General features: G+C 72.6%; 26 protein-coding genes. 9 read left to right on the forward strand and 17 right to left on the reverse strand.

Annotation, left to right across the window (positions count from 1 at the left end; genetic code table 11):
• Positions 1-37: 37 nt before the first annotated feature.
• Both DIZ27_RS26905 and DIZ27_RS26910 read right to left on the reverse strand, forming a co-directional pair.
• Complete coding sequence (locus DIZ27_RS26905; RefSeq protein ID WP_109381039.1) at positions 38-1,288, reverse strand: ABC transporter substrate-binding protein; 1,251 nt, start codon at positions 1,286-1,288, stop codon at positions 38-40.
• Positions 1,285-3,234 carry an ABC transporter permease gene (locus DIZ27_RS26910; protein WP_146228994.1) on the reverse strand — a complete coding sequence of 650 codons (1,950 nt, stop codon included), beginning with the start codon at positions 3,232-3,234 and terminating at the stop codon, positions 1,285-1,287. The genes DIZ27_RS26905 and DIZ27_RS26910 overlap by 4 nt, the downstream gene beginning before the upstream one ends.
• 198 nt (positions 3,235-3,432) lie before the next feature.
• On the opposite strand from DIZ27_RS26910, the gene DIZ27_RS26915 reads away from it, so the two are divergent.
• The 3 genes from DIZ27_RS26915 to DIZ27_RS26925 are packed head-to-tail and all read left to right on the forward strand — an operon-like array spanning position 3,433 to position 7,164.
• The gene (locus tag DIZ27_RS26915) at positions 3,433-4,512 is read left to right on the forward strand and encodes an enoyl-CoA hydratase/isomerase family protein (RefSeq protein ID WP_109381041.1); all 1,080 of its coding nucleotides are present in this window, start codon (positions 3,433-3,435) and stop codon (positions 4,510-4,512) included.
• Complete coding sequence (locus DIZ27_RS26920) at positions 4,499-5,758, forward strand: CoA transferase (protein ID WP_109381042.1); 1,260 nt, start codon at positions 4,499-4,501, stop codon at positions 5,756-5,758. The genes DIZ27_RS26915 and DIZ27_RS26920 overlap by 14 nt, the downstream gene beginning before the upstream one ends.
• Positions 5,755-7,164, forward strand: coding sequence for an amidohydrolase family protein (locus DIZ27_RS26925; protein WP_258308555.1), 1,410 nt, complete (start codon positions 5,755-5,757; stop codon positions 7,162-7,164). Before DIZ27_RS26920 ends, DIZ27_RS26925 begins: the two co-directional genes overlap by 4 nt.
• Positions 7,165-8,001: 837 nt before the next feature.
• Here DIZ27_RS26925 and DIZ27_RS26930 read toward each other — a convergent pair.
• The 6 genes from DIZ27_RS26930 to DIZ27_RS26955 all read right to left on the reverse strand — a co-directional run bounded on the left by DIZ27_RS26930 (position 8,002) and on the right by DIZ27_RS26955 (position 12,839).
• Positions 8,002-8,628 carry a YigZ family protein gene (locus DIZ27_RS26930; protein WP_109381044.1) on the reverse strand — a complete coding sequence of 209 codons (627 nt, stop codon included), beginning with the start codon at positions 8,626-8,628 and terminating at the stop codon, positions 8,002-8,004.
• Positions 8,629-8,637: 9 nt separating this feature from the next.
• Positions 8,638-9,204, reverse strand: coding sequence for a histidine phosphatase family protein (locus tag DIZ27_RS26935; protein WP_109381045.1), 567 nt, complete (start codon positions 9,202-9,204; stop codon positions 8,638-8,640).
• The gene (locus DIZ27_RS26940; protein WP_181383707.1) at positions 9,201-9,926 is read right to left on the reverse strand and encodes a hypothetical protein; all 726 of its coding nucleotides are present in this window, start codon (positions 9,924-9,926) and stop codon (positions 9,201-9,203) included. Before DIZ27_RS26940 ends, DIZ27_RS26935 begins: the two co-directional genes overlap by 4 nt.
• Before the next feature lie 188 nt (positions 9,927-10,114).
• Entirely contained in the window at positions 10,115-10,810 is a 696-nt protein-coding gene (locus DIZ27_RS26945; protein WP_109381047.1) for a response regulator transcription factor, read from the reverse strand.
• Positions 10,807-12,081 (reverse strand): sensor histidine kinase, encoded by a 1,275-nt coding sequence (locus tag DIZ27_RS26950; RefSeq protein ID WP_258308556.1) that lies wholly within the window; start codon positions 12,079-12,081, stop codon positions 10,807-10,809. The genes DIZ27_RS26945 and DIZ27_RS26950 overlap by 4 nt, the downstream gene beginning before the upstream one ends.
• A gap of 44 nt (positions 12,082-12,125) precedes the next feature.
• Positions 12,126-12,839: a DUF998 domain-containing protein gene (locus tag DIZ27_RS26955; RefSeq protein ID WP_109381049.1), complete on the reverse strand. Its 714-nt coding sequence runs from the start codon at positions 12,837-12,839 to the stop codon at positions 12,126-12,128.
• A gap of 273 nt (positions 12,840-13,112) precedes the next feature.
• Here DIZ27_RS26955 and DIZ27_RS26960 point away from each other — a divergent pair, with 273 nt between their 5' ends.
• Complete coding sequence (locus DIZ27_RS26960) at positions 13,113-13,520, forward strand: CoA-binding protein (protein ID WP_109381050.1); 408 nt, start codon at positions 13,113-13,115, stop codon at positions 13,518-13,520.
• 24 nt (positions 13,521-13,544) lie between these two features.
• Here the strand turns inward: DIZ27_RS26960 and DIZ27_RS26965 are convergent, their stop codons facing one another.
• The 3 genes from DIZ27_RS26965 to DIZ27_RS26975 all read right to left on the reverse strand — a co-directional run bounded on the left by DIZ27_RS26965 (position 13,545) and on the right by DIZ27_RS26975 (position 15,591).
• Positions 13,545-14,147 carry a hypothetical protein gene (locus DIZ27_RS26965; protein WP_109381051.1) on the reverse strand — a complete coding sequence of 201 codons (603 nt, stop codon included), beginning with the start codon at positions 14,145-14,147 and terminating at the stop codon, positions 13,545-13,547.
• A gap of 22 nt (positions 14,148-14,169) precedes the next feature.
• The gene (gene htpX, locus DIZ27_RS26970; protein ID WP_109381052.1) at positions 14,170-15,084 is read right to left on the reverse strand and encodes a zinc metalloprotease HtpX; all 915 of its coding nucleotides are present in this window, start codon (positions 15,082-15,084) and stop codon (positions 14,170-14,172) included.
• Positions 15,085-15,231: 147 nt separating this feature from the next.
• A complete protein-coding gene (locus tag DIZ27_RS26975) occupies positions 15,232-15,591 on the reverse strand; it encodes a metalloregulator ArsR/SmtB family transcription factor (protein ID WP_181383709.1) in 360 nt (119 codons plus the stop codon).
• Positions 15,592-15,652: 61 nt separating this feature from the next.
• Between DIZ27_RS26975 and DIZ27_RS26980 the strand changes: the two genes are divergently transcribed.
• Positions 15,653-16,678 (forward strand): cation diffusion facilitator family transporter, encoded by a 1,026-nt coding sequence (locus DIZ27_RS26980; protein WP_181383710.1) that lies wholly within the window; start codon positions 15,653-15,655, stop codon positions 16,676-16,678.
• A 43-nt stretch (positions 16,679-16,721) separates the two neighbouring features.
• Here DIZ27_RS26980 and DIZ27_RS26985 read toward each other — a convergent pair whose 3' ends face one another.
• From DIZ27_RS26985 to DIZ27_RS26995, 3 genes are all read right to left on the reverse strand, one after another.
• Positions 16,722-17,279: a YbaK/EbsC family protein gene (locus DIZ27_RS26985; protein WP_109381055.1), complete on the reverse strand. Its 558-nt coding sequence runs from the start codon at positions 17,277-17,279 to the stop codon at positions 16,722-16,724.
• Between the two features lie 43 nt (positions 17,280-17,322).
• Positions 17,323-17,895, reverse strand: coding sequence for a helix-turn-helix domain-containing protein (locus tag DIZ27_RS26990; protein ID WP_109381056.1), 573 nt, complete (start codon positions 17,893-17,895; stop codon positions 17,323-17,325).
• Between the two features lie 139 nt (positions 17,896-18,034).
• On the reverse strand, positions 18,035-18,808 hold the full coding sequence (locus DIZ27_RS26995; RefSeq protein WP_109381057.1) for an acyltransferase: 774 nt from the start codon (positions 18,806-18,808) through the stop codon (positions 18,035-18,037).
• 109 nt (positions 18,809-18,917) lie between these two features.
• Here DIZ27_RS26995 and DIZ27_RS27000 point away from each other — a divergent pair, with 109 nt between their 5' ends.
• On the forward strand, positions 18,918-19,451 hold the full coding sequence (locus tag DIZ27_RS27000; protein ID WP_109381058.1) for a gamma carbonic anhydrase family protein: 534 nt from the start codon (positions 18,918-18,920) through the stop codon (positions 19,449-19,451).
• 74 nt (positions 19,452-19,525) lie between these two features.
• Here DIZ27_RS27000 and DIZ27_RS27005 read toward each other — a convergent pair whose 3' ends face one another.
• On the reverse strand, positions 19,526-20,434 hold the full coding sequence (locus DIZ27_RS27005) for a universal stress protein (RefSeq protein WP_109381059.1): 909 nt from the start codon (positions 20,432-20,434) through the stop codon (positions 19,526-19,528).
• Positions 20,435-20,705: 271 nt separating this feature from the next.
• On the opposite strand from DIZ27_RS27005, the gene DIZ27_RS27010 reads away from it, so the two are divergent.
• Positions 20,706-21,170 (forward strand): cyclic nucleotide-binding domain-containing protein, encoded by a 465-nt coding sequence (locus DIZ27_RS27010; protein ID WP_109381060.1) that lies wholly within the window; start codon positions 20,706-20,708, stop codon positions 21,168-21,170.
• A gap of 32 nt (positions 21,171-21,202) precedes the next feature.
• Here DIZ27_RS27010 and DIZ27_RS27015 read toward each other — a convergent pair whose 3' ends face one another.
• Positions 21,203-21,640: a DUF4442 domain-containing protein gene (locus tag DIZ27_RS27015; protein ID WP_109381061.1), complete on the reverse strand. Its 438-nt coding sequence runs from the start codon at positions 21,638-21,640 to the stop codon at positions 21,203-21,205.
• Between the two features lie 179 nt (positions 21,641-21,819).
• Between DIZ27_RS27015 and DIZ27_RS27020 the strand changes: the two genes are divergently transcribed.
• Positions 21,820-22,818: a hypothetical protein gene (locus DIZ27_RS27020; RefSeq protein WP_109381062.1), complete on the forward strand. Its 999-nt coding sequence runs from the start codon at positions 21,820-21,822 to the stop codon at positions 22,816-22,818.
• Positions 22,819-22,910: 92 nt separating this feature from the next.
• Positions 22,911-24,203 (forward strand): MFS transporter, encoded by a 1,293-nt coding sequence (locus DIZ27_RS27025; protein ID WP_109381063.1) that lies wholly within the window; start codon positions 22,911-22,913, stop codon positions 24,201-24,203.
• Here the strand turns inward: DIZ27_RS27025 and DIZ27_RS27030 are convergent.
• The gene (locus DIZ27_RS27030; protein ID WP_109381064.1) at positions 24,165-25,010 is read right to left on the reverse strand and encodes a spermidine synthase; all 846 of its coding nucleotides are present in this window, start codon (positions 25,008-25,010) and stop codon (positions 24,165-24,167) included. The genes DIZ27_RS27025 and DIZ27_RS27030 overlap by 39 nt on opposite strands.
• Between the last annotated feature and the right edge of the window lies 1 nt (position 25,011).

The following is a 25,011-nucleotide window of genomic DNA, read 5'->3' on the forward strand; positions in this document are numbered from 1 at the left end:
ACTCCGATTCTCGTTCCGACAGACTGCCGCACGGTGCTCAGGACGCCGGCAGCGTGCCGCGGAACCACGGGATGCCGTCGCGGACGTTCACGTAGGGCTTCAGATTCGCGGGGACGCCGTCGACGGTGACCGGCACGAACTCGCCCTTCTTGTACTGCGCGACCGTGACGTAGGGGTTACGGATCGCCGGGGCCTCCTTCGCCGCCGCGCCCGATTCCATCGGGTGAGTCATGAAGCCGGGCCAGTCGGTCGACTTCTGGGCCTGGGCGAGGACGGACTCCTTGGTGATGTCGCCCTTGATGCCCTGGAGCACCGACAGGGCGTACTGCATCCCCGAGGACGCGGCACAGGTCTGACCGGTCAGCTCCCTGTCCGGCGCGTACGTCTTCATCACGTGCTCGTACAGCTCGGCGTCCTTGCCGTTGCCGCTGGTGGGCGAGCAGACGAACGAGAAGTAGACCCCTTCGGCGGCCCCTCCGGAGCTCTCCAGCACTGTCTTCACCGCGGGAGTCTGGGTGGTCGTGATCGGGACGTCGACGCCCGCGGCCTTGAACGCCTTGAGCACACGGACCGCGTCCCCCGCCCCGATTCCCGCGATCACGGCCTCCGGCTTCGACGCGGCCACCTGCGAGGCGAGCGGCGTGAAGTCCGGCGTGCGCAGACCGTAGGAGAAAATGCTCGACTTCTTGCCGCCGAGCGTCTCCCACAGGTCCGCCAGCGACTTGGCGACCGCGTTCGCGGCACCGTTGTCCTCGAACACCAGCGCCACGTTCTCGACGCCGATCGAGCGGAGGTAGACCGCGAGCCCGGGGTAGGTTCCGGAGGCTCCGGAGGTGGTCGGGAAGAGCAGCGGGTTCTCGTTCTCCTGCTGCGAGATCGGCCAGGCGCCGAGCGTGGCGACCTTCGCCTGCGTGAACTGGGGAAGGACCACCTGGCCGACCACGAGGGAGGCGTTGTTCACGAAGGCGACGGGCTCCTCCGCCAGGAGGTTGTTGGCGCAGGTGGTTCCGGCGGCGCTGTCACCCTTGTCGTCACAGGTGACGACCTTGACCTCGCGGCCGTTGATCCCGCCGAGCTCCTTGTTGATGTACTTCTCCCACGCCTCGCTCGTCGCCTTGACGTCCGCGTTGCTCCAGAACGGGTTGTCGATCGTCAGCAGCGATCCGAGGACGATCGGTCCGGAGCCGCTCGCGGAGGCCGCGCCGCCTCCGCAGGCGGTGAGCGCGCTCATGGTCAGCAGTCCCGCCGCGGCGAGGGCGACACGGGTTCTGAAAGTCTTGTGCTTCATCGGACGAGCCCTTCGATTTCTGAATCGGTAGCGACACTGGTGCTGCGTTCCGCCGGGGGTGGCGGAGGCACCTTCGAGTTGCCTGAACGCGATCGCAGACGGTGGCGCAGATCATGTCCAAGAGATGCGATCCCGTTGGGGTGGAGCTGGATCGCGATCAGCAAGCCGAGTCCACCGATCAGGTCGTGATAGCTGGCCCAGCCGTTGACGGCGAGGAGTTGGGCGAAGAGGCCGCCGGCGGCGCCGATACCGGCGAAGATCGCGCCTCCGATCATCGCGATGCCGCCGATGTAGGCCATGACCACGACGTTCAGCGAGGCGAACGTGGTGAAGCCGTTCGGAGCGAAGACCATGGCGTGGTAGCCGAGGAGGCATCCCGCGAGGCCGGCGATCGCCGAGGCCAGTGCGAAGCCCGCCAGCTTGTAGCGAGGGACGTTGGTGCCCGCCGCGATCGCCGCCGCCTCGTTCTCGCGGATCGCCAGGGCACGTCGGCCCAGGCTCGACGCCCGCAGGGCTCCGACGACGGAGGCCACGGCGATCACGACGACGAGGACCAGCACGGCGAACGAGGTCATGTCCAGCTGTCTGCCGAACAGCGCCGCAGCGGGGATCAGCGGGTAGCCGTACTCCGCATCGGTGAACCGCGGGTCCTGGAAGACCACCTGCTCGCAGATGTACGCGGCGCTGAGGGTGACAAGAGCGAGGCTCTGTCCGCGCACCCGCACCGACGGCAGCCCCAGGATGATCCCGATGACACCCGCCACGGCGGCGGCGATCAGCATGACCAGGGGCAGCGGCAGGCCGGCGGCGAGGCGCGCCGTGACCAGCCCACCGATGCCCGCGGTCGCGCACTGCGCGAGCGAGATCTGGCCCAGATATCCCGTGACCACGACCACCGAGAGGCCGATGAGGATGCCGCAGAGGGTCACGATGCCGGCCGACAGCCACGGGGTCGACGACGTGTAGATGAGGAGCAGCCCCACCGCGAGTGCGATGACAGGGCCCGACTTCCGGTAGCGCGGAAGGGGGGCGACCGGCAGCCGGCCCGTGGCGGCATCGCCCCGTGCGGGGAGCAGCCGGCCCGACGCGACGATGAGGAGGATGACCACGAGGGCCGGGAATGCCTGGGAGCGGCCGATCCCGGCCCACAGGATGGAGTACCAGCCCTGGTGGTCCTGGACGAGGGCGAGCATCGACTGGGCGATGCCGATGCCGAGGCCGCCCGCGACGGCGAGCATGAACGAGTTGAACCTCGCCAGGAGCGCCGCTCCGAACACCGGGACGATGAGCATGGTCAGCGCGTCCGCGTCGAGGCCGGAGATCGGGCTGAGGACGATGCCCGCCACGGCGGCGAGCGCGAATCCGATCGCCCAGGTCAGGGCCCCCAGCAACTGGGGGGACAGCCCGACGAGCTGGACGCCCTTCTCGTTGTCGGCCACGGCGCGGACGGCGAGACCGAGCCGAGTCCGCACGGACACCACGCTGAGCACGATCCCGAGCAGGACCGCCAGGCACGCGATCAGCAGGCGGTCGACCGGCAGGGCGACACTGCCCAACTGGAGCACGTGGGAGGGCAGCTCGCCCCTGGGTGTGCGGGAGGCGACGTCGAACAGCGCCATCGCCAGTCCGCGCAGGGCCAGCAGCAGTCCCAGCGTCGCGGTGATCCGGGCCAGGATCGGTGCGTTCCGGAGCTGGCGCATCACGAGGAGGTAGAACGCCACGCCCGCCAGAGAGGCGGTCGCGACGGTGATGACGACCGCCAACGCGGCCGGGACCCCTCCGTCATCGCGGAGCCCGAAGAAGACATAGGCGCTGAACATGCCGACGGCCCCTTGGGCGAAGTTCGGCACGCCGGTTCCGCGGTAGATCGCGACCACCCCCAGGGCCAGGAGGGCGTACGCGCCTCCCAAGCCCAGGCCCAGCACCGCCATGCGCAGCAATTCCACGTTCTCACTCCCGTCTGTCCGCCGCGAAGGCGATTCGCGGTGTGACTGGCGCCGCGAGGAGTCTCACCAGCACCGGAGCCGTGCGTCAATACTCATGATGAATATTTCTCATGAGCATTGAGGCTCCCGATCGAACCCTTGACGCACCCATTCCTCATGACAAATACTGTGCGGTGCGTCACAGGAGGCAGGAGAGTCATGACCGCCGAACCCCGTCGCGCCGCCAAGGCCGCAGCACGCCCGTCGCGGGTGTGCACCGTGCAGCGGGTCGGCGCCGGTGAACTCGCCGAGTTCCTGACGTCGCTGCGGTACGCCGACGGCCCGATGCCGCGTCGTCCCGTGCTCGTCGACCTCGACGACGTCGTACGCGAAGGGACCCCCGGGCTACCGCCGGTCCGCCCTGGCCTCGACCCGATCCTGGTGGGCGTCTCCACCTCGGTCCTGGGGCCGGCCGTCGCTCCGCTGTCGAGGTCGCTGGCCTTCACCATCGCGCCGGGAGGGGTCGGGCGCTCCTGGGTCGACGCCCCGGTCGACGAGACCGTCGAGGCGGTCGTGTCCACCTTCTCGCGCGCACCGGTCGCGTCGGGTGTGCTGGACCGGATCCTGCGCGCGAGCGAGGACCTCTCGGTCGTCGCCGCACTCGAGCTGGAGTCCTCCGCCTACTCGATGCTGCTGGCCTCCACCGAGTTCGCCGACTGGCGGCGGCGAACCCCGCGCGGAACACCGAGCTCCGAGCCCGCGGCCGTCGTCGTCGAGCGCGACGGGTCGTCGCTCGTGGTCGAGCTGAACCGACCCGCTCGTCACAACGCCTTCAACCGCGCGATGCGCGACGGAGTGCTGGAGGCGCTCTCGATCGCGCTGGCCGACGACTCCATCGCCGAGATCCTTCTGCGCGGTCGCGGACCCTCGTACTGCAGCGGCGGCGACCTCGACGAGTTCGGCTCGTGCGACTCCCCCGCGGCCGCCCATCTGGTCAGGCTGGAGCAGAGCGTGGGGCACGCCGTCCATCTCCTCCGGGAGCGGGTCGTGCCGACGCTCCACGGTGCCTGCATCGGGGCGGGCATCGAGATCCCGGCGTTCGCGAGCCGTGTGCGCGCGGTCGAGGGGAGCTGGTTCCAGCTCCCCGAGCTGTCGATGGGACTTGTCCCGGGGGCCGGCGGAACCGTCGGCATCCCGCGGCGCATCGGCCGCTGGCGCACGGCGTTCCTGGCCCTCACCGGGCAGCGGATCGACGTGGCCACGGCCTTGGACTGGGGCCTGGTCGATGAACGGTACTGAGGACGCGGCCTCCGCGGAGGCACGCCTTTGGGCCGCGTCGGGAGCGATGTCGCTGACCGGGCGGGCCGGCGGGCCGCCCCGGCCGGCGCCGGGTCTCCCCGCGGCCACCGTCGCCGAGGAGCTGGCCCGGCTGTCACGGTCCGCGCGCAGGCGCACCGGCCGCGCCCCGACACTCCCCGACGTCCGCCTGCTCTCCGAACGCGCCGCCATCGCCGGCCTGGGGCGTCGCGGCCCGCTCTCGTGCTCCGGCACGTTCCGGACCCTGCCCACCCTCGACGGCCGCATCGGACTGTCCCTCGCGCGCGACAGCGACCTCGACATGGTGCCCGCCCTGGTGATGACCGACGAGATCACCGACCCGTGGGAAGCGGTGTCGGCTTGGGCGCGCGGCACCTCGACCTCGGACGCCGCCGACCGGATGGAGCTGCTGGGTCTGCCCGGTACGGCCGTGCCCCGCCATGAGCCTCCACCGGGTGACCGGGACCCTGTCGAGCTGACTCCGGGCGGAACCCGCCCACACGTCCGTGAGCGCCCGCTGATCATCGACTTCACGGCGCTGTGGGCGGGCCCGCTGTGCGCGCACCTGCTCGGGCTGACGGGCGCGGAGGTCGTCAAGGTCGAGAGCAGCACCCGCCTCGACGGTGCCCGTCACGGTCCTCGCGCCTTCTTCGACCTGCTGCACGGCGGGCACCGCTCCGTCGTGATCGACCAGAACGACCCGGCCTCGCGGGACGCCCTGCTCCGACTGGTCCGATCCGCGGACCTCGTACTGGAGTCCTCACGCCCGCGCGCACTCGCCTCCTGGGGCCTGCACGCCGACGAGCTCGTCGCGGACGGCGTCAGCTGGCTCTCCATCTCGGCTCGGGGCAGGGGCAGCCAGCGCGTCGGCTTCGGTGACGACGTGTCCGTCGGCGCAGGGCTGTACCTCCTCGACCGGGACGACGTCCTCCCCTGCGGCGACGCCCTCGCGGATCCGCTCACCGGCGTGGTCGCGTCCAGGGCCGCCGCAGAAGCCCTGGAGCAGGAGCGGGCGGTGCTCGTCGACGTCTCCATGCACGATGTCTGCCGCCACGTCGCCGCCGCGGGTGCCGACGACCGGCACCGGCTGCGCGTCACGATGGACAGGTCGGGCCGATGGCGGCTCGACACCGGCGAAGACATCGTGGAGGTCGCCCCTCCTCAAGCCCGCCGGCCTGCCGCACCGGCCGCCGCAGCCGGTGCGCACACCCAAGAGGTGCTCCGGTGACGGGCCCGGAAGCCCTCGGCCTGCTCCTCACCGAGGTGGACCTGGGCGGGACGCTCGTCGACGTACGCACCCGTGGTCCGCGGATCATCGAGGTCGCTCCCGGGCTGCGGCCCGCCGGCGAGCTGGTGATCGCCGGCCGAGGGGGTGCACTGCTCCCCGGGCTCCACGACCACCATCTCCATCTGCACGCCCTCGCCGCCGCGCGGCACTCGCTCGATGTCGGACCCGATCGGGTGAGCGGCCTGCCAGGTCTGGCCCGCGCGCTGCAGACCGCTCCGCAGGGCGACGGCTGGCTTCGCGCCGTCGGCTACCACGAGTCCGTCGCCGGCGAGCTGGACCGCCACGTGCTCGACCGGCTGCTTCCGGGCCGACCGTTGCGGGTTCAGCACCGAAGCGGGGCGCTGTGGATGCTGAACTCGAAGGCGCTCGACCTGGTCGCCGGGGCGCTCGACCTCGGCTCCCCCGACATCGAGCGAGACGCGCAGGGGCGTCCCAACGGCCGGCTGTGGCGCTACGACCGCCGCCTGCGAGGGCACCTCGCAGGCGTCGACGACTCCCACCGCGTGGCGCTGCGCGAGGTCCGCGACCAGCTGCTCGGGTCCGGCATCACCGGCGTCACCGACGCGACGCCGGACCTGGACGAGGCGGGCGTCCGCGAACTGGCCCTGGTGGCACCACTCCACGTACAGGCGCTCGGTGTCGGTGACACGCTCGACCTTCCGGCGAACGTGAGCCGCGGACCACGTAAGTTGCTGCTGCGAGACCACGATCTGCCCGACTACGACACACTGCGCGCCCTCATCGACCAGGTAGGCGCCGACGGTCGGCGGCGCGCCGTCGCCGTCCACTGCGTCTCGCGGGAGTCGCTCGTCCTGACCGTTGCGGTACTCGCCGACCTGGGCGCCTGCCCCGGCGATCGCATCGAGCACGGTGCGATCATCCCGCCGGAGCTCGACGGCGACCTACGGCGGCTCGGGCTCACCGTCGTGACGCAGCCCGACTTCCTGCGCAGCCGCGGCGACACCTACCTCGCCGAGGTCGACGTCGACGATCTGCCGCACCTCTACCGCTGGGCGAGCCTGTGCCGGGCCGGCATCCGCGTGGCCGGCTCCTCCGACGCGCCCTTCGGCGACCCGGACCCATGGCAGGTCATCAGGTCGGCACGGGACCGCACCACCCGCTCCGGAGCGGCGATCGGCGCCGGCGAGCGAATCGCCTCGGCGCCGGCCCTGGATACGCTGCTCACCCCCCTCGAAAACCCGGGCGGTGCACCGCGCCGCGTGGCGCCGGGCGCACCGGCCGACCTCTGCCTGCTCTCGGTGTCCTACCGCGAGCAGCTCGCCGCGCCTTGCTCGGAGGCAGTGCGGATGACCGTGGTCGACGGTCGTCCCGCCTGGTCCCGCTGAGTTCACTGCGCCGACTGGCACTCCGGCAGCGTTTCGCTGTCCGGCCTGGTCGGAGACGTCGCCCTCGATGGCGATCGCGGTGAGAGCCGCACTTGGCAGCAGCAGCTTCAGCACCTGCCGAGCCGCCCCGTGACAGTGGAACTGATCACCGTCTCGACCGGCACACAGAAGACCGGCCTCAGGCATGACCACTCCCGACGGACCTCAGAACGACGGAATCGGGCAAAGCTCTCCGCACACCACTCCAGACCAGGACGGCACAAGCCCGCACACGCTCCTCACCCCTCCCCGAGCCCGGCAACGCGTCGTCCGACGCATCATGTCCGGCACGACCGGCGCGGATCGGAACGCCGCTCACAACTCCGCCTGCCGGGGACAACTGTCCTGATGGGGGCGTCACCGGCGCAGGCCCATGAAAACCGGTCCATCAGAAGCCGCCTCGCCCCCAACTCGGCGACCGCGAACCGGGCGGCTGCCGGACCCCGCTCCACCGCCCGAAACCCGAAGCCCTCCCCGCCCAGCACGGAAGCAGCACGGAACAGGTCACCAGGGACGACGAGGGGTGCCCACAGGTCAGCACCGAACCGGCACCGGCACCGGCACCGGCACCACCGACGAGCCCCTCCTTGACGGAGCGACGCCCTTCCGACCCACCCCTTTGCCGAATCAGTGCACTTACGGGACGCAGCGCCTCGAAAATTTGTGCAGCAGTCTCATGACCCCCGAGAGTATCGGCCGGGTCCGACATCACGGCGGATAACTCCTGTATCACCCGGCACGACCCGGGACCCGTGCGCCCGCCATGAGCCCGATGACCGCAGTGTGACTCGGTGGTGGTCACGCGTCCCCGTATGCCTCGCCGCCCAGCTCGAAGCGGGCGGTCCCGGCGGTCGCGTCCGCGAGCCAGGACCGGAAGGCGTCCACGTCGGAGTCGGGAAGGCCGATCTCGATCGTGACCGCCTCGGCGTAGCGCACGTCCCGCACCACGCGCCCCGTGGAGCGCAGGTCGTTCTGGATCTTGCCGGCCCGCTGGTGGTCGACCGTCACCGTGGCCAGCCGGAACCGGCGGCGGGTGAGCGTGCCGACGGTGTCCAGTGCCTCGCCGACGGCGCCGCCGTACGCGCGGATCAGCCCGCCCGCGCCGAGCTTGACACCGCCGTAGTAACGGGTGACGACCGCGACGACGTACCGCATGTCGCGGCGCAGCAGCATCTGGAGCATGGGGACGCCCGCGGTGCCGCCGGGTTCCCCGTCGTCGCTGGCCTTCTGGACGGAGGCGTCCGCGCCGATGACGTACGCCCAGCAGTTGTGGGTGGCGGCGGCGTGCTCCTTGCGGACGCCGGCGATGAACTCCTGCGCCTCCTGCTCGGTGGCCGCCGGGGCGAGGGCGCACAGGAAGCGGGAGCGGTTGATCTCGGTCTCGTGCACACCCGCGCGGGCGACGGTGCGGTACTCGTCCTGCATCCGGCCAGCCTATGCGGCGCCCCGGGGCACGGTCATGGCGGTCAGCAGGGCGGTGCCGGGGACGAGGTCCGGCCACCCGGCGCCGCGCCAGGACAGTACGGCGATCGCGGAGGTCGGGAACTTGGTGCGGACCCGGTCGAGCGTGTCGTCCACGCCCTCGCCCGCCAGTGCCACGACGAGGTCCGCCAAACCCGGGTTGTGGCCGATCAGCAGCAGGGTGCCGACATCGGTGGGCACCTCGTGCAGCACGGCCAGGAGCGCGGGGACGTCGGCGGCGTACAGCCTCGGTTCGTGCCGGACCGGCACGGACGTGTCCCACTGCGCCGCCGCCAGCTCCCAGGTCTCGCGGGTGCGGACGGCGGTGGAGCACAGCACGAGACCGGGCAGGCCGACGGTCTCGGCGATCGCGCGTCCGGCTGCGGGCGCGTCCCGGCGGCCGCGCGCGGCCAGCGGGCGGTCCCGGTCGGCGACGCCGTCGGGCCAGGCGGACTTGGCGTGCCGCAGGACGACCAGCCGTCGCGTCCGTCCCGCACCGGTGCGCCCGGTCGCCCCGGTGGTCCCCGCCGCCCCGCTCACGCCGGGGCTCCCAGGTCTCGGGCGAGGTCGAGGCCGAGCAGCCGGTCCGCGTAGACGTACGTCTCGAAGCGGGCGCCGTCCGGCAGGTCCGGTGCGGTCTCCACGTCCCGCAGCACGCGGAGGACGCCGACCGCGTCCAGGTCGTCCTCCCAGGCGGTGCGCAGGTCCGCGCGCACCTCGTCGGGGATGGGCCGTGAGGGCCGGTGCGCCCAGGCGGCGACCGCGCCGCGCCAGCGCGCGAGGGTGCCGGTGGCGTCGTCCAGGGCGGCCGGGCCGAGCCGCAGCGGGCTGCTCCTGGGGTGCGCGAGCAGGGCGAGGCGCAGAACGGTCGGGTCGGTGCCGCCCGGTGCGCCGGGGGCTTCCGGACGGACGGGCGCGACGGCGACCCGGACTCCGTCGGGTGTCTCGCCGCCCTCGCCCACCACGTGCAGGACCTGGGCCTCGCCCAGCCCCGTGCCGGCGTCCCGGCTGTCCTCGAAGGGCCGTACGCCGAGGGCCGCGCCCGCCGCGTGCAGTTCGGGCAGGTCCCGTTCGCCCACGAGCAGCGCCCACACCGGGGTGCCGCCGAGTTCCAGGGCACGCACGAGCAGGTCGGCGACGAGCAGCACCCGCAGGTTCGTCGGGTCGAATCCGCGCGTGTGGGCCTCGACGCGGGTGAGGCCCCGCCGGGCGGGGGTGGCGTCCACGGGTTCGCCGGTCCGGGCGTCGGTGATGCGCAGCACGAGGCGAGCGTAGGCGCACAAGCGGGCCCGCGCAGGCTCTAGCACGCTTTTCGGGCCCGCCGTGGCTCCGGGGACGTACCCTCGCCCCCGGGAAGCACCGCACTCCCGTGCCCTGCCGGTCGAACCGTCCGGAGGCAGGGCCGGGCAGGAATCCGTGACCGTGGTGCCGAGCCGAGAGCTTGTGGAGGTCAGCGGTCTTCCGGCAGGGCGTCACCGGCAGTGTGGCCGGGCTGGATCAGCCCGGTCTCGTAGGCCAGGACGACGAGCTGGACGCGGTCGCGGACGCCCATTTTCGTGATCGCCCGGGCGATGTGCGTCTTGGCCGTGAGCGGGGAGATCACCAGCCGCGCGGCGATCCGGTCGTTCGACAGCCCGGCCGCGACCAGTGCCACCACCTCGCGCTCACGGGTGGTGAGGGCCGCGAGCCGGGCCGGGGTCACCGCCGGGGCGACCGGTCGGTGCGCGTACTCCTCGACCACCCGGCGCGTCGCACTCGGTGACAGCAGCGCGTCGCCCGCCGCCACCGCCCGGATCGCCTGCCGCAGGTCGTCCGGCTCGATCTCCTTGGTGAGGAAGCCGCTCGCACCCGCCCGCAGCGCCGCGAACACGTACTCGTCGGTCTCGAACGTCGTCAGTACGATCACCCGGCAGCCGATCAGCTCCGGGTCGCGGGTGACGGACTCGGTGGCCGTCAGCCCGTCGGTCCCCGGCATCCGGATGTCCATCAGTACGACGTCGGGGCGCAGGGCGCGAACGGCGCGTACGGCCTCGTCGCCGGAGGCCGCCTCGCCCACCACCTCGATGTCGCGTGTCCGGCGGAGCAGGCTGCGGAAGCCGGCCCGCACCAGGGACTGGTCGTCGGCGAGCAGAACCGAGATCGTCATGATCGCCAGCCTGGCACAGGAATCAGGGCCCGGACGGCGTAGCCGCCCTCCTTTTCGGGCCCCGCGGCGAATTCCCCGCCGAGCACCGAGACCCGCTCGCGCATCCCGTCGACGCCGTGTCCGGACCCGCCCGCCGCTTCCCCGCCGTCACCGGCCTCCCCCGGGCCGTCGTCGACGACCTCCACGCTCACCTGCTCGGCGCCGTACCCCAGCCGGACTGCGACCCGGGTGCCCCCGGAGTGCCGGACGGCGTTGGTCAACGACTCCTGGACGATCCGGTAGACGGCGAGGGCAACGGGCGCGGGCACGGCGGCCGGATCCCCCGCGGTCTCGACATCCGCCGCGAGCCCGGCTGCCCGTACCCGCGCCACCAGCTCGCCGACCCCGTCCAGTCCGCGCTCGGGCGCCAGCTCCATGGCCGGGCCACCCGTGCCCCGCTCGCCCGGATCGCGCAGGACGCCGAGGAGCGAGCGCAGATCGGCGACTGCCGTCGCGCGGACCTCCTGAGCGGTCTCCAGCGCGGCCCGCGCCTCCACCGGCTCGTCCTCCAGGGCCTCGACGGCCACGCGCAGCTGCACGCCGACCACGGTCAGGGTGTGCGCGACCACGTCGTGCAGCTCGCGCGCGATCTGCAGACGCTCCGCCTCGGCCCGTCGACGCCCCTCCAGTTCCCGTTCCCGCGCGGCACGTTCCAGCCCTGCGGCGACCTCGCCGCGCCAGCCGACCCAGTTCCGGCAGGCGGTCGCCGCGGCAAGCACCAGCGCCAGCCACAGGCTCTCCGCCCCCAGCTCGGCGACCGCCTCCCGGCCCGCCGTCCCGGCCACGAACAGCTCCCAGTTGGCGGCGAACGCGACCTGGAGCAGGCCGACAGCGACCGCGAACGCGGGTCCGGCAGCCGTCCGCCCGGCCCCCGCGCGCCCCCGGTCACGCGACGACCGGCTCCCGGCGGCCACCAGGAAGTACGCGGCAGAGGCCGGCCAGATCCAGCCGGTGTCCGACAACCCGGCGGCCCGGAACGCGATCACCGACCCCACGCTGACCAGCAACGCGGCACGCGGCCACCGGCCGCCGGCGAGCAGCGCCACCGCGAGCCCGGTGACGAGCGGCAGCGTTCCGCCGAACGTGGGTCCCTTGCCCACCAGGGCCTCCGCGGTGACGAGGGCGACCACCGTCACCACGACCGACACGGCCACCGCGATGTCCTTGGCTCTCGTGGTCAACAGGCCCGGCACGAACCCCGTTTCATTTCCCGGCACGTCGGTGCGATCCATGGTCACCGACCAATTCTGCACAGTCGTACGGCTGTTCCACGGGTTCATGAGCGGGCCGCGGGCCGAACCGCAGGCCGGGAGGCCGCGACGGTGGCCAGCGCCAGCCAGACGAGATCGGCGCCGAACGCGACCCGCTCGACCAGTCCGACCACGGTCGGCACACCGCCGACGCCCAGCGACGGCCCGTCCATCACGTCCACCAGGCAGACCAGGAGCACGGCCGTGGAGACCAGCAGTGTGCCGAGCACGACCCGCGGTACGGCGGCGCCCCGCGCCCATCGGCCGACCAGCCACCGGTGCAGCACCAGCGCCGCCACAGGCAGCGCGAGGAAGGCCCAGACGGCCGCCGTGCCGTGCACGATGTCCGCGGTCGACGGCCGGCCCCACTGCCCGGGCGGATCGGCCGGGAACACTCCGGCCACCAGGACCCCGGCGGTCCACACCCTCAGCGCCCACCGTCCCGCCCGCGGCGCACCCGCCCGCCGCAGCCGTACGGCGAGCACGGCCGACACGCCCGCGATGAGCAGCAGCGCCACCGTGATCAGCCAGCCCGCGGTGCCGTTCACATACCGGCTGATCACCTCGCTCACCCAGCTGTACTGCGGGTTCAGCAGGTCGGCGGCGCCGATCGCGGCCACCGCGCCGCCGATCCCGGCCGGCAGCCACCGGAAAGACATACGCGGCGGAGCCGTCGGATGCGCCGCACCGCCGCCGTCGGCCTCTCGGTCCTTCACCTCGGGAAAGATCTCGGTCCGCACAGGCGACTCCTCTTCAGCGCTCCCCCGGACGGCACCTCCGTCCGAGGCCGCTCACGCTAGGAACCGGGGGCCGCGACGACATCCCGCCCACGCAGTCACCTGCTCGTACTCCGCATGAGCACGCCGTACATCGTTCGTGGTACGGACGTCGCTTCGGGCAGGCGGCCTCCACCACCCGGCGGAGGGCACCGGTCGCTGCTCGCCGAAGCGAAATAGCCGCGGCACTCATGGGGTTGTCACAGCATCGAGATCACGTATCCGCAGGAGGCGTCCATGTACGGTGACAGTGCCACGGTCCGCAGAATCCTGTCCGAGACGGGCGACACCTGGGCCGTGGTGGGCCTGTCGTCGAACCGGCAGCGCGCGGCGTACGGCGTCGCCCAGGTGCTGCAGCGCTTCGGCAAGCGGGTGGTGCCGGTGCACCCGAAGGCCGAGACGGTGCACGGCCAGCAGGGGTACGCCGCGCTCGCGGACATCCCCTTCGAGGTGGACGTCGTCGACGTGTTCGTGAACGGCGACCTGGCCGGAGCGGTCGCGGACGAGGCCGTCGCCAAGGGCGCCAAGGCGGTGTGGTTCCAGCTGGACGTCATCGACGAGGCGGCCTACGAGCGGACCCGCGCGGCGGGCCTGGACATGGTGATGGACCGCTGCCCGGCGATCGAGATACCGCGCCTGGGCTAGCCGGGGCCGGGCCGGCGGCAGACTTCAGGGCCGGGGCCCCGCGAGCCCCGGGGCGCCCCACACCGGGAACCAGCGGGCCAGATCGCCCTCGATGCGCAGGTCGTCCGCGAGGAGCGCCCTGATCTGGAGTTCCAACGCGTTGTCGCGCCGCTCCGTGCCGTCGGGGAGCGGCGCGAACGGGTAGAAGGTGCCGCGCTTGTAGAGATAGACCAGCGCCAGGGCCCGGTGGTCCGGCGTGGCCTGGAACCCGATCAGGGAGCAGAGGAGTTGCGGGCCGAAGCCCGCGTCCTGGAGGAGCGTGTTGACGGCGTGCAGATCGTTGACCAGTGAGGCAGTGTCGTCGGCGGGTTGACGGACGAGGAGCCACGTGTACCCGTACGCGTCCTTGGTGCACTCGACGGGCGTGCCGCCCCGGCCGGTGTCGGCGTCGAGCAGGTCCCGTACCTCCTGCTGGAGCCGGTCGAAGGCGCCGCCCTCCACGCTCGCGAAGCAGACCGATCCGGTCCCGGTCGGGGTGAACCCCGCCCCCGCCTGCACGGTGATCGCGGCCGCGGGCAGGCTGAAGAGCTGGTCGAGGTCCGGGCGCACCGGTTTGCTGCGGCCGAGGATGGCGTCGAGGAGTCCCACGGCGCGGCACCTCCATGCATCGTCATGCCCGGCCGAGCTGGGCCGAGATCCGGCCGAGCTGGTCGAGGCGCTGTTCGAGGGTGGGGTGGGAGGAGAGCAGCCGGCTCAGGCTCTCCCGGGAGGAGAAGGCCGGTGCGAACCAGAAGGCGTTGAACGGCTCTGCCCGGCGAAGGTCCTTCGTCGGGATCCTCGCCATCTCGCCGGTCACCTTGGTGAGCGCGGACGCGAGTACGGACGGGCGGCCGGTGAGCAACGCGGCGGAGCGGTCGGCGGACAGTTCGCGGTAGCGGGACAGCAGCCGGGTCAGCAGGAAGCTGATCACGTACACGACGGCACTGACCAGGGGGATCAGGAGTGCCACGAGGGCGGTGGTGCTGTCGCGGCTGGTGCGGCCGAGCCCGGTGTAGAGCGCGGTACGCGTCATGACACCGGCCAGGACACCGAGGAACGAGGCGATGGTCATCACGGCGACGTCCCGATGGGCGACGTGCGACAGCTCATGGGCGAGGACGCCCTCCAGTTCCTCCGGTTCCAGGCGACGGAGCAGACCCGTGGTGACGCATACCAGGGCCGTTCTCTCGTTGCGGCCGGTGGCGAAGGCGTTCGGTATGTCGCTGTCGGCGATAGCCACCCGCGGCTTGGGTATGTCGGCGAGGGCGCAGATGCGGTCCACGGAGCCGTGCAGCCCGGGAGCCTGCTCGGGGGTGACCTCGCGCGCGCCCATGCTGAAGGCCGCGATCCGGTCACTGAACCAGAACTGCGCGACGAACAGGATGCCCGCGATCAGCAGGATGACGGGCCACGCGTTCTTCAGGAGGGCCAGCAGAACTCCGACGAAGACGACATAGAGCAGTCCGATCAGGAACATCGTCGTCACCATGCGGGTGGTGAGGCCCCGGTCCGGGGCGTACCGCGAATGCGACCGGGTCTTGGGCATCCGGATCACCTCCAGTGAACATGCACTGCCACAATGCACATCCCTCTCCTGCCAGTGTGCCCCTTCCCCGCACGACGGGGCCCGGTGCGGAACCCGCCGACCCGGACCGATGTGCACGGCACGAGGCGTCTGCACCCGCTGCTGCCGTCAGGCGTGCGAGGGAGGGTCGCCGGTCCGGTGGTCGGCCAGGTTCAGCGCCTCGTCCACCAGCCGGCGCAGATGTCCGTCACGCAGTGAGTAGATCACCCTGCGGCCCTCCTTCCGCGTGCCCACCAGCCCCGCGAGGCGCAGCCGTGCCAGGTGCTGGCTGACCGCGGGGCGCGCCGCCCCGCACACCTCGGTGAGCGTGCTGACGTCGGCCTCGCCGCCGGCCAGGGCGTGCAGCAGGGTCAGCCGGGTCCGGTCACCGAGCAGGGCGAGGAGTTCCGCCGCGAGCGCGAACTGCTGGTCGCCGGGAGTGCGTGGGTGCGCATCGTGCGCAGGTGAGAGGTGCATGCGTGCACTCATACGCACATAATGGTCCCCCGGGCGGCACCCCGTCCACCCCGCCCACCGGAAGGGGATCCACGTGAGCCTCCGGCACGAGCACCCGCACCCGCACCCCGGAACGTCCCCGCGCCGTCGCCTCCGCCACCTGCTCGCCCCGCACTCCCACGAGACCGCCGACAAGGTCGACTCCGCCCTCGAGTCCTCGGCCCGCGGCCTGCGGGCACTGTGGATCTCGCTGGCGGTGCTCGGCGTGACGGCGCTGGCCCAGGCGGTCGTGGTGGTCGCCTCGGGCTCGGTCGCGCTGCTCGGCGACACGGTGCACAACACCGCGGACGCGCTGACCGCCGTACCGCTCGCCCTCGCCTTCGTGCTGGGCCGGCGCGCCGCCACCCGCCGTTTCACCTACGGCTACGGCCGGGCCGAGGACCTGGCCGGCATCGCGATCGTGCTGACGATCGCCGCCTCCGCGGCGTTCGCCGGCTGGACGGCGGTGGGCCGGCTGCTCGAACCGCGTCCCGTGGACCATGTCCCGGCGGTCGCCGTGGCCGCACTCGTCGGATTCGCGGGCAACGAGTGGGTGGCCCGCTACCGCATCCGGGTCGGCCGTGCCATCGGCTCGGCCGCGTTGGTCGCCGACGGACTGCATGCCCGGACGGACGGGTTCACCTCACTCGCCGTGCTGCTGGGGGCCGCCGGATCGGCTCTGGGGTGGCAGCTCGCGGACCCCGTCGTGGGACTGGCGATCACCGCGGCGATCACCCTGGTGCTGCGGGACGCCTCGCGGGAGGTGTTCCGGCGGGTGATGGACGCCGTCGACCCGACGCTCGTGGACCGGGCGGAGCAGGCACTGACCCGGGTCCCCGGGGTACGCGGCGTGGGCGAGCTGAGGCTGCGCTGGATCGGGCACCGGCTGCGCGCCGAGGTGGCGGTCGTGGTGGACGGCGGGGCGCCGGTACGGGAGGCCCATCGCATCGCGGTCGACGCCGAGCACGCCCTGCTGCACGCCGTGCCCCGGCTGACCGCGGCCCTGGTCCACACCGACCCGCAACCCGTCCCCGGCGAGCGGGACCCGCACCTGCCCCTGGCCCACCACGCGACGGCGTGACCGGCACGCCCCTGCTCCGCCTGAGCCGGGCACGGCGCCCCGCTCAGGCCACTCCCAGGCCTTCCAGCACGACCGCACCCGGCAGTTCGGCGAAGGCCTTGCCCGGCACGAGCAGTTTGCCCTGGCGGCGCCCGCTGCCGACCAGCACGTACGGCAGGTCGACGACGGCCGCGTCCACCAGCACCGGCCAGTCGGCCGGGAGCCCGATCGGGGTGATGCCCCCGTACTCCATGCCGCTCTCCCCCGTGGCCGTGTCCATCGGGGCGAACGACACCTTGCGGGCGCCGAGTCGGCGGCGCACGACTCCGTTGACGTCGGCCCGGGTGGTGGACAGGACGAGGCACGCGGCGAGGATGGTTTCGCCGCCGCGCTTGCCCGCCACCACCACGCAGTTCGCCGACCGCTCCAGCAGGTCCTGGCCGTAGTGCTCCACGAAGACGGCGGTGTCGGCCCAGCGCGGGTCCGTGTCGACGTAGAGGATCTGCTCGGCGGGGACGCTGCCGTTCCAGGCACGGACGGCCGCGGCGACCGGCGCGGTGAGCTGGTCGAGGCAGTCGGGGGCGGGGGTGGCGTGGCCGAAGGAGCCGATGGGTGCGCGCATGGCGGCACCGTAACAGCCGCTCGGCGGGCGTCGGTGGGGCGTCTCAGCGCACGGGCGGGACCGAGACCGCCATGACCATCTCCATGGGTTCGTCGCCCTGGTTGCCGTAGGTGTGCGGGGTGTCGGCCTCGAAGGAGGCGCTGGCACCGGCCGGGACGCGGTGCTCCGTGCCGTCGACGGTGAGCGTCAGCTGCCCGGCCGTGACGTGGATCAGCTCGACCGTGCCGACCGGGTGCGGGTCGGAGTCGCTGCTCTCGCCCGGCATGAGACGCCAGTCCCACATCTCCACCGGTCCGGGGGCCTCGGTGCCCGCGAGCAGCCGGTTCCAGCTGCCGGCCTCGGTGTGCCAGAGCCGTACGGCCCGGTCGGCGGGGACGATGCGGACCCTGGGGCCCCGCTCGTAGTCGAGCAGGGTGGTGATGCTGACGCCGAGCGCGTCGCCGATCTTGACGACGGTGCCGATGCTCGGGTTGGTGCGGGCCTGTTCGATCTGGATGAGCATGCCGCGGCTCACTCCGGCCCGCGCCGCGAGCGCGTCCAGGGTGAAGGCCCGCTCGGTGCGCCAGCGCTTGACGTTGCGCGCCAGCGACTGGGTCAGCAGGTCGAGATCCGACACGTTCCGTCCAATATTCCGGATGACAGCGTTCCACTCGTTCGACTGCGGTGCGGTGCACCCGATCGTCCACCGAACTGTACTGCGCGCCTCGCCGCGGCAGCGGCCTTCGCCCTGGCCACCGGCCCGCTGGGGGCGGGGGTCAGCTCTCGGGCTCCAGCTCGACCAGCCGGGCTGGATCCTCGGCGTCCTCGGCGTCCAGTGTCGCCAGCGCCCGCAGTTGCTCCGGGGTGATGCCCTCCGGGATCGGCACCGGCGCCGGAGTGCGCAGCGGCGGCTGCCATCCGTCGGCCGGAGTCCAGCGGCGTACGACGCGGGCCGGGGCGCCCGCGACCACGGCGTGGTCGGGCACCGTGCCCCGGACCACCGCGCCCGCGGCCACCACCACGTTCCGCCCGATCCGCGCGCCCGGCAGGATCACCGCCCCGGTGCCGACCCAGCAGCCGGGACCGATCTCCACCGGGTCCATCCGCGGCCACTGCTTGCCGATGGGCTCGTGGGGGTCGTCGTAGGAGTGGTTGGTGGACGTGATGTAGACGTACGGCCCGAAGTAGCAGTCGCTGCCGATGGTGACGGTGGTGTCGGCGATGACATGGCTGCCGCGGCCCAGGACGACGCCGTCACCGAGGCGCAGGATCGGGGCGGGGCCCAGCTCCAGACCGGGCATCAGGCCGGCGGTGAGGGTGACCTGTTCGCCGATGATGCAGTGGGCGCCGAGATGGATCCAGGGCTCACCGAAGACGGTGCCGAGCGGGAAGGCCAGCCTGGTGCCCGTTCCCATCGCGCCGAACCGGAAGCGGCCGGGGTGTTCGGCGGTCACCGAGCCCGTGCGCTGCGCCCACGCCCAGCCGGCGTGGACGGCGCGCTGCGCGAGGCGGCGCAGCCAGGACGAGAACGTGTTCCTGCTCTTCGGCACCCGCTCACCGTAGTCGGCGGGCGCGCCGCCGAAGAGCCGGACGCCCTGTGATCTTCACCCCACCGTGCCGGCGTACGGTGCCTGACATCAACCCGACCAGGAGGCGACGATGACGCACAGGGCACTGATCACCGGTATCGGCGGCAGGGAGCCGCAGGTGGACCAGGAGGCCTTCGTGGCACCCACCGCCACGGTGATCGGGGACGTGACACTGCGGGCGGGCACCAGTGTCTGGTACGGCGCGGTCCTGCGCGGTGACGTGGAGAGCGTCTCCGTCGGCGCGAGCAGCAACGTCCAGGACAACTGCACGCTGCACGCCGACCCCGGCTTCCCCGTCACCGTCGGCGAGCGGGTCTCCATCGGGCACAACGCCGTGGTGCACGGGGCGACGGTCGGGGACGACTGCCTGATCGGCATGGGCGCCACGGTGCTCAACGGCGCGGTGATCGGCGCCGGTTCCCTGGTGGCCGCACAGGCGCTGGTGCCGCAGGGCATGGAGGTGCCGCCGGGCTCCCTCGTCGCGGGGGTCCCGGCGAAGGTCCGGCGGGAGCTCACGGAGGAGGAGCGTGCGGGACTGACGCTCAACGGGACGAGGTACGCGGAACTGGCGAAGGCGCACCGCGACGCGCACGGCACGCCCTAGGGCGGGACCGGGGCACCGTCCGGCGCCCGTGCGCGTCGGACGGTGTGCCCTCCCCGATCCCGCCTTCTGCCGGATCAGTCGTGCGCGACGACGGCGACGGGCGCCGCGGAGTGGTGCAGCACGGCGTGCGCGATGGGTCCGACGCGGATGCCGAACGGGTTCCGGCGGACGCGGCGCCCGACCACGACGAGCGAGGACTCCCGGGACGCCTCGATCAGCCGGATGGACGGGCTGCCGCCGAAGGACTCCTCCGTCACCTCGACGTCCCCGAACTCCGCTCGCCAGGGGACGAGCGCCTTCGTCAGCGTCGCGGCCTGCTCCGCGCTGACCTTCTGGTACGTGTCCGGGTCGGCCGGCAGCCCGTGGACGTAGTACGACGGCAGGTTCCAGCCGTGCACGACGCGCAGGCCGGTGCCCCGGCGGGCCGCCTCGGCGAACGCGAACCGGATCACCGCGTCGTCGGGCCGGTCGGCGTCCACGCCGAGGAGGACCGGCCGGTAGCGGGTCGCGGCGGACGGGATGCCCGTGGGGTCCGGCTCGTGCTCGTCGGCGGCCTGCTCCCCGGCGCGGACCAGGACGACGGGCCGCTCGGCACGGGCCACGACGGCGAGACCGACGGAGCCGACCAGGAATCCGGCGAGGGCGCCCATCCCCCGGGAGCCCAGCACGAGCAGTTCGGCGTCCTCGGCCGCCTCGGCGAGCACCTCGTGGGGCCGGCCGGCGGCCTGCTCCGCGGCGACCTCGATGCCGGGGTGGCGCAGCCGCAACCCCTCGGCGGCCTCACGCCGCGCACTGTCCCAGTCGGCGGCGGAGGAACTCTCCGCACCGAGGAACGGTGCCCGGGCCACAGGCTCCGGAAGGGGCTCGCGGACCTCGAGCAGCCGCAGCGGCAGACCACGGAGCTTCGCCTCGCGGGCCGCCCATTCGGCCGCGGCCCGGCTCTCGGCCGAACCGTCGAAGCCGACCGTGATGGTGCGGGACATGACGTGCGCCTCCTGTTGTCGGTGGATCATCCACAGCGTCGGGCGGGAGAATAGCCCGACGACAGGGACCGCAGGTCCCCCACGGGTGCCGAAGGTCCCGTCCCACGGAGAAGCGAGCGGCCGGGCCACCGGATCCCATCGGCGTGCGGGAGCGGCCTCGCACGGGACGGACGTGAAGCATCAGGGCCGTACGGCCCATGGCCACGGACGGGGTTCCGCAGGAGGCTGGGATCACAACGGCAGTTCCCGCACCCCGTATGGGAGGCCCGCGATGTTCGCTCCCCCGTCCCCCAGCATGCCGCGCGCTCTGCCCGCCGAGCACCGGGTGAAACTCCTGCAGACCGCTCGGGAGGTGTCCTTCCCGCAAGGGGCCCGGCTGTTCGAGGAGGGTGGCCACGCGGACCGGTTCTGGGTGGTCCGTACCGGCACCGTCGAACTCGACATGCACGTGCCCGGCCGCCGGGCCGCCGTCATCGAACGTCTCGGCCACAACGAACTCGTCGGCTGGTCCTGGCTGTACAGCCCGCACGTCTGGCATCTGGGCGCCGAGGCGGCCACTCCGGTGCGGGCCTACGAGTTCGACGCCGCGGCGGTCCACGCGCTGAGCGAGGAGGAGCCGGCCCTCGGGCGGGACCTCTCCCGGTGGGTGGGCAACGTGGTCGCCCACCGGCTGCACGCCGCCCGGATCCGGCTGCTGGACCTGTACGGCCCTTACGGGGCGGGCAGCGGCGTCTGAACCGAACCCGCCACCGCCGCCCGCCACCTTGGTCAGCCGTTGGGCCGGAGGGTCCAGACGACCGTCATCTCCCCGGTCACGGCGCCGTCCTCGCGCCGGATGGCGACCGACACCGGGAACTCGGGACGCCGGCCCTCGTCCAGTTCCGCCACGACCTCGGCGGCCGGGCGGCCGAGGGTCGCGGTGGCGGTGACCGGGCCCATCGCCAGCTTCTTGTAGGCGATCTCGGCGCGGACCGCCAGTGGTACGGCTCGCGCGAGCTGGTCCCCGAAGGCGGCGAGCACGATGGCGCCGCTCGCCGACTCACCGAGGGTGAACATGGCACCGGCGTGCGGGCCGCCCACGTGGTTGTGGTAGTCGCCCTGGTCCGGCAGGGACACCACGGCCCGTTCCGAAGTGGTCTCCAGGAACTCGAGGTTGAGGGTCCGGGCCATGGGCACCGTGGCGGCGAGCATCTCGCCGATGGTCATCTGGTCTTGGCTCATGGCCGCATGTTACCCACGAGTAGAACATGCTGACCAGGCTCTGCCCCCGCTCTCCGACGGCCCGCACCGGCGGCCCGCCGCGCGGCGCTCACCCCCTGGCTGCTACGTCCCTGCCAAAGGACAGTGACCTGATCGTTTCCCTGGCAGGACTAGGGTGGCTGACCATGTGGCCAGGAAACCAGCCGCCCGGGGGCGAGCAGAACCCGCAGTCGAACAATCCGTATCAGCAGCCGGGATACCAGCAGCCGAATCCGTATCAGCAGCCCGGTGTCCAGCAACCCAACCCCTACGCACAGCAGCAGTGGGGGACGCCGGCCACTGTGGGCATGCCCCGGCCGCCGCAGGGCGGGGGCGGCGGGAACCGGACGAAGCTGGTGGCCGTCGTGGCGGCGACGGCTGTCGTCGTGGCCGCCGGCGTCACCGGTTTCCTGGTGCTGGGCGGCGACAAGGACGACACGGCCGACAAGAAGGACGAGAAGCCGTCCGTGAGCGCGTCCGCGGAGCCGAGCACATCCGAATCCGGCTCCGAGGACAACCCGCGGGGCGGTGAGGCGGAGAAGGCGACCGTTCCGGGCTGGCAGGTCGTCACGAACACCCGTTTCGGCACCAAGTTCGACGTTCCGGCCGACTGGGAGATAGAGAACCCCGACACCAGCGTGGGCTTCGAATGGGAGGAGGAGGACGGTGAGACGGACCGCACCACCGTCACCGCCCCGGCCTATCTGAAGTCCAAGTGGTGCACGAGCGACGACGACAAGGACGGCCGCAAGGAGGACACCTCCCTCGTCACCGCCGGAACCCGTGGTGAGAACGGCGCCAAGACCACTGACATGGCGGCGGAGACCCGTGTGCCGTGGTGGATCTTCGGCGGTTACACCCAGCCCGACAAGAAGAGCGTGAAGACGGAGAAGCCGAAGGCGTACACGACCGCCTCGGGCCTCAAGGGCAGCGTCGCCACCGCGCACTCGGAGGGCACGCCGCAGAACGGCAAGTGCGACAGCGAGGGCAAGGCGATCACCTTCGCGTTCAAGAACGGTGCCGGGGACTTCGTCACCTGGAACCTGTACGGCGCCAAGGGCGTCAAGGACGAGATCCCGGAAGAGACCGTGCAGAAGATCCTCAGCACGGTGCGGCTCACCGAGGAGCCGCCGACCGAGTCGTGACGGGGTCGTAGCGGACGGCGGACGGCGGGAAACGGGCGGAGCGGCCCTCGGCACATTTGGCAAGTCGGCTGCCCCCCGGCGATAGTCACGGTGTGCCGACCATCGATTCCCGTCGCCGTCCCGCCTGGGCGGGCCGCAACTACACGCTGCTGACCGCGTCCGCGGTGGTGACGAGCCTGGGCAGTCACGGTGCGCTGATCGCCTCCGCGTTCGCGGTGCTGGCCGCGGGCGGGGACGCCGGCGACGTGGGCCTGGTGGCCGCCGCCCGCACCCTGCCGCTGGTGCTGTTCCTGCTGATCGGCGGTGCCGTCGCGGACCGGCTGCCGCGCCACCATGTGATGGTCGCGGCCAATGTCCTGAATTGCCTCTCGCAGGCCGCGTTCGCGGCCCTCGTCCTGGCCGGTGAGGCCCAGCTGTGGCAGATGATGCTGCTCAGCGGCCTGGGCGGAGTCGGCCAGGCGTTCTTCGGCCCCGCCGCCGAGGGCATGCTGCTCTCCTCGGTCGAGGGCGAACAGGCCGGCCGGGCGTTCGCGGTGTTCCGGATGGCGATGCAGGGCGCGACGCTCGGCGGCGCCGCTCTGGGCGGCCTCATGATCGCCGCGATGGGGCCGGGCTGGGTGCTCGCGGCGGACGCGGCCGCCTTCGCGGTCGCGGCGGCGCTGCGCACCTTCCTCGACGTGAAGCACATCCCGCCGCGTGCGCCGGGCGGCGGTCTGCTCGCCGACCTCCGGGACGGGTGGCGGGAGTTCTCCGGCCGACCCTGGCTGTGGGGCATCGTCGTCCAGTTCTCCATCGCCAACGCGGTCGTCGGTGCCGCCGACGCGGTCTACGGTCCGCTCGTGGCCCGGGACCACCTGGGCGGTGCCGCGCCGTGGGGCCTGGCCCTGGCCTTCTTCGGCGGGGGCACGGTGCTGGGCGCGCTGCTGATGACGCGTTGGAAACCGCGCCGCCTGCTGTTCGTCGGCACCCTGTGCGTGTTCCCGCTGGCCCTGCCGTCCGCCGCGCTCGCCGTTCCGGTACCGGTGGCGGTGCTGTGTGCGGTGATGTGCGTGACCGGGGTGACCGTGGAGGTGTTCGGCGTCTCCTGGATGACGGCCCTGCACCAGGAGATACCGGAGGAGAAACTCTCCCGGGTGTCGGCCTACGACTGGTTCGGCTCGGTGGCGCTGGTGCCGGCCACGATGGCGCTGGCGGGCCCCGCCGAGTCGGCGTTCGGCCGCACGGAGGCGCTGTGGGGCTGCGCGGCGCTGGTCGTCGTGGTCACGGCGGCGGTGCTGTGCGTGCCGGACGTGCGCAACCTGCGCCGCCGGACCGTGCCCGTCGCCGGGGCGGTCCGGGGCACCGAGTCAGCCGATGCCGAAAGCGCCGTCGGGGGGCTCGGGTGACGGTACGGCGTCCTCGTCCCGCACCGGCCTCGCTCCGCCGGTGAAGTCCCGCAGGGCCGCGCCGTGCTCGACGCGGGCGGGGAAGACGTCGGCGGCGGTGCGCCGGGCCAGGGCGGCGATGTCGAGGGGGCGGTGCGCGGCGGCCAGTACGGCGTTGCCGAAGCGGCGCCCGCGCAGGACTCCCGGCTCGGCGATCAGCACCAGCTCCTCGAAGACCGTGCCGAGCGTGGCCAGTTGAGAGCGCAGAAAGGCGAACGGGGCCGCGTCGGCGAGGTTGCCGAGGTAGACGCCGCCGTCCCGCAGGACGCGCGCTGCCTCCCGGGCGTAGGCGACGGAGGTCAGGTGCGCCGGGACCCGTGAACCGCCGAAGACGTCGGCGACGAGGACGTCCGCGGAGGCGTCGGGAGCGGCCTCCAGCCAGACGCGGGCGTCCGCCGCGTGCAGCGTGACGTCCGCCCCCTCGGGCAGCGGCAACTGCTCGGCGACCAGGTCCAGCAGTTCCCCGTCGAACTCGACGACGTCCTGCCGGGAGCCGGGGCGGGTCGCGGCCAGGTAACGGGGCAGGGTGAGCCCGCCGCCACCGAGGTGGATCGCGTCCAGCGGGTGCCCCGGCTCGGCGAGGGTGTCCAGGACGTGCCCGAGCCGCCGGACGTACTCGAACTCCAGATGAGCCGGATCGTCCAGGTCGACGTACGACTGCGGCGCCCCGTCGACCGTCAGCAGCCAGGCCCGCTCACGGTCGATGTCGGGCATCAGCTTCGCGGTGCCGTGACCGACGGCACGGGTCACGGGTATCGGCTCGTTCACA

The organism is Streptomyces sp. NWU339 (assembly GCF_003143855.1).
In the GTDB taxonomy this organism is placed as follows: Bacteria; Actinomycetota; Actinomycetes; order Streptomycetales; family Streptomycetaceae; genus Streptomyces.

Coding starts and splice junctions, on each gene's coding strand:
- DIZ27_RS27000 (WP_109381058.1), top strand. CDS start 18,918: ATGACGCACAGGGCACTGATCACCGGTATCGGCGGCAGGGAGCCGCAG.
- DIZ27_RS26920 (WP_109381042.1), top strand. CDS start 4,499: ATGAACGGTACTGAGGACGCGGCCTCCGCGGAGGCACGCCTTTGGGCC.
- DIZ27_RS27005 (WP_109381059.1), bottom strand. CDS start 20,434: ATGTCCCGCACCATCACGGTCGGCTTCGACGGTTCGGCCGAGAGCCGG.
- DIZ27_RS26915 (WP_109381041.1), top strand. CDS start 3,433: ATGACCGCCGAACCCCGTCGCGCCGCCAAGGCCGCAGCACGCCCGTCG.
- DIZ27_RS27015 (WP_109381061.1), bottom strand. CDS start 21,640: ATGACCATCGGCGAGATGCTCGCCGCCACGGTGCCCATGGCCCGGACC.
- DIZ27_RS27020 (WP_109381062.1), top strand. CDS start 21,820: ATGTGGCCAGGAAACCAGCCGCCCGGGGGCGAGCAGAACCCGCAGTCG.
- DIZ27_RS26945 (WP_109381047.1), bottom strand. CDS start 10,810: ATGACGATCTCGGTTCTGCTCGCCGACGACCAGTCCCTGGTGCGGGCC.
- DIZ27_RS26975 (WP_181383709.1), bottom strand. CDS start 15,591: ATGAGTGCACGCATGCACCTCTCACCTGCGCACGATGCGCACCCACGC.
- DIZ27_RS27010 (WP_109381060.1), top strand. CDS start 20,706: ATGTTCGCTCCCCCGTCCCCCAGCATGCCGCGCGCTCTGCCCGCCGAG.
- DIZ27_RS26930 (WP_109381044.1), bottom strand. CDS start 8,628: ATGCAGGACGAGTACCGCACCGTCGCCCGCGCGGGTGTGCACGAGACC.
- DIZ27_RS26905 (WP_109381039.1), bottom strand. CDS start 1,288: ATGAAGCACAAGACTTTCAGAACCCGTGTCGCCCTCGCCGCGGCGGGA.
- DIZ27_RS26985 (WP_109381055.1), bottom strand. CDS start 17,279: ATGCGCGCACCCATCGGCTCCTTCGGCCACGCCACCCCCGCCCCCGAC.
- htpX (WP_109381052.1), bottom strand. CDS start 15,084: ATGCCCAAGACCCGGTCGCATTCGCGGTACGCCCCGGACCGGGGCCTC.
- DIZ27_RS26960 (WP_109381050.1), top strand. CDS start 13,113: ATGTACGGTGACAGTGCCACGGTCCGCAGAATCCTGTCCGAGACGGGC.
- DIZ27_RS26950 (WP_258308556.1), bottom strand. CDS start 12,081: ATGGATCGCACCGACGTGCCGGGAAATGAAACGGGGTTCGTGCCGGGC.